The organism is Nocardia vinacea NBRC 16497 (assembly GCF_000308835.1).
GTDB lineage: Bacteria > Actinomycetota > Actinomycetes > Mycobacteriales > Mycobacteriaceae > Nocardia > Nocardia vinacea.
The window spans coordinates 1-2,755 of the sequence record NZ_BAGN01000336.1 but is presented as its reverse complement, the minus strand read 5'-3'; the positions used below and the strand labels follow the sequence as shown (position 1 = coordinate 2,755).

General features: G+C 62.7%; 4 protein-coding genes. 2 read left to right on the top strand and 2 right to left on the bottom strand.

The annotated features are described in order from the left end of the window. Positions 1–173: 173 nt before the first annotated feature. On the bottom strand, positions 174–596 hold the full coding sequence (locus ON44_RS33850; RefSeq protein WP_040698180.1) for a low affinity iron permease family protein: 423 nt from the start codon (positions 594–596) through the stop codon (positions 174–176). A 181-nt stretch (positions 597–777) separates the two neighbouring features. On the opposite strand from ON44_RS33850, the gene ON44_RS33845 reads away from it, so the two are divergent. Together ON44_RS33845 and ON44_RS33840 are read left to right on the top strand one after the other, a co-directional pair. After that, positions 778–1,284, top strand: a complete 507-nt coding sequence (locus ON44_RS33845; RefSeq protein WP_040698178.1) for a flavin reductase family protein — start codon at positions 778–780, stop codon at positions 1,282–1,284. 189 nt (positions 1,285–1,473) lie between these two features. Beyond that, on the top strand, positions 1,474–1,647 hold the full coding sequence (locus ON44_RS33840) for a CsbD family protein (RefSeq protein ID WP_040698175.1): 174 nt from the start codon (positions 1,474–1,476) through the stop codon (positions 1,645–1,647). 765 nt (positions 1,648–2,412) lie between these two features. Here ON44_RS33840 and ON44_RS33835 read toward each other — a convergent pair. Next, positions 2,413–2,755 (bottom strand): serine/threonine protein kinase (locus ON44_RS33835; RefSeq protein ID WP_040698173.1); only part of this gene is annotated, 343 nt, incomplete at its 5' end.

Here is a 2,755-nt window from a genome sequence, read left to right as displayed (position 1 = left end):
AAGGTGTAGACACCGAACCGCGCTGGGGCATGGCCGCGATCCCGGCGGGCAAGGAGATGAAAGTAGCGTCGCCACGCAGCCCGTGTTCGAACACCACCACCGCGGTCGTGTCCATGATCGCGGTGCGCACCTCGCGGCGCTGCGTCCCAAGCCTCTGTTGGGCGCGGCTCCGATCAGGTCGATTCTCGTTTTTCCAGACCTACTGCGTCGGCAAGTTCCTTGCGGTGGCGGTCGAGTTCTGGATGCTCGATGCTCAGTTCGCCCATGAAGTCGGCGAGGGCGTCGGCGATGGCATTGAGTTTCTGCTGGACTGCTTCGTCGGCACGAGATTGCGTGTTCTGCAGCAGCGCCACCAAGAGAAAAGTGACGATGGTGGTGGCTGTGTTGATCACTAGCTGCCACGTGTCGATGCTCGGCATTACCAGGAACGTCGGTGCCCACACCAACACCAGGAGCACGCAGAAAACGAAGAATCCGGCTTTGGAGGCAATAGCAGCGGCAGCGGTGGCGAAGCGGTCGAAAATCGTCAACCGGCCCCGCACATCCGAGGGCATCGTGCCAGGACTGTGGTCGGCTTGCTGTGGATCGTCCTGCATCGAACCCGCCCTTCCAGACGACATGCCGGACAGCTCACCGCGAACCTCCGGCCTGTGACACGCATAACCACGCAATCGGCGCACAAACACACCGCGCACCTGGTTACTCCGCGTGTACTTGCTCGTTCGTGCTGGTTGACAGTTGCGGCCGACGTCGGCGGCGGTCTGATATACACACTGGATGTCGGATGCCGCGGTGCACGGTCCCAGCGCGTTCGAGTCGATGGTGGCCCTGTCCGATGCTCCGGTGTTCATCGTGACAGTCGCGGCCGGAGATGAGCGCAGTGGTTGTCTGGTGGGGTTCGCGTCCCAGGTCAGTATCGATCCGGCACGGTTTCTGATCTGTTTGTCGAAGAACAACCGCACATACCGGACCGCGATGAGAGCCGCACATGTGTCGGTGCACCTGGTCGATAGAGAAAATCTTGCGCTGGCACAACTGTTCGGTGCGGAGACCGGTGACGATGTCGATAAATTCAGCAGGTGCCGATGGCGGGTCGGCCCGAACGGAGTGCCGGTGTTGGCGGAGGCGGTCGCGTGGTTTTCCGGACCGATCCTGGCTCGCAGCGACTTCGGTGACCACGTGGGCCTGGTCCTGGCCCCTGAAGCTGGATACGCACCCGGTCGAACGGTGGATGCGGTCCACTCGAGTTCCGTCGCCGGCCTGGAACCCGGCCACCAGGCTTGACACCACGTAAGCGTCGGCTTTTTCGTCGCATCCGGAGGTGCGCAAACGCGCCTGTCGGTGTTGTGCGGCGGCGGTCGACTGCAGATCCGCACCGGCGAGGCCGTTGTTCGGCTGTCCGGATGCGGGCTATGCGCCGGAGGACCGGCTGGAAATAGCAGGCCGGCACCTTCGAACAAAGGGGCCGCAATCGTGGCCACTGTAGACAAGGCAAAGAACAAAGCCGAGGAACTCTCCGGTAAGGCCAAGGAGAAGTTCGGCAAGGCCACCGACGATAAGAGTAAGCAGAACGAGGGCAAGGCCGACCAGACCAAGTCCAACCTCAAGGACGCGGGCGAGAAGGTCAAGGACGCCTTCCGCGACTGACCGGTCACCAGCGTCGATCACGAGCGGATGACCCGGCGAGGTCATCCGCTCGACGCGCGCCGGTTCCGTTGTCCACCACCCTCTTTCACATCGCTGACCGCGCACGCCTGCTGGCGCAGAGTCACTGCGGTGCGGCCGGAATGGACTGGTCGACCGTATGTATTCGACGGCTACGGTATTCGTCGGGCGGTCAGCCGTGGTCTCCGCTTTTGGTGACCAGCCATGCCTATGACAATGTGGCTCCACGCCGCCCCGGTGTGCTTACAGCTGCGCCGGTCTCGCGCCAACAGCCACTGCCGCCGCCACCATCGTCACCGGATCCACTCAACCCACCTCCCCTGTCCTAAGTCACCACCTCGAAAATCATCATCAATCTCGTGTTATGTCGATCGCCTATGTCAAGTTTCGCAACTTTCGTCGCGAAGCACGTACTGATCGATAAACCGGATGATCATCTCCACTGCATGAGCGGCCGCAAGGCCGCGAACACGGGCTTTCGGTGCACGCGACCGATCGGCAGCCCGGCAGCGAGCTGGGCGGCGCGTCCGACGTGTTGCATCTGCTGCAACATTGATGTGCCAAATAGGTCGGGTCTGACATGCGCAGGTCAAGGGGAACTGGCATCTGTGCGATCAGGCGGCGAAGCAGGGCAAACGGCAGATGCCCGAACCTGAACCATGTTGCATCAGACGCAGTTTCGCCTGTTTGCTGCGGTAGTCGATCGCGACGTCGGCATACCACTCCCGAATTACGCGGAGCGAGGGTTCAGCCGACCGGGAGTTTCACCACCGGATCGGAACCCAGGTCGGTGACGTATACGTCGCCCGCCGTGTCGACCGCCACACCCTGGGGATTCTTCAGGCCGGTGAACGGCAGCGGGGTCGGCGTCGACGCGCCCGCCGCCAACATCACCACCCATTTGTTCCCCCAGTCGACGACGTACACGTCTCCCGCCGTGTCGACCGCCAAAGCCTGGGGATCTTTGAGCCCGGTGAACGGTAGCGGGGTCGGCGCCGACGCGCCCGCCGCCAACCTCGTCACCTGCTCGGTACCCAATTCGGTGACGTATACGTTGCCCGCCGTGTCAACCGCCACACCATCGGGACCT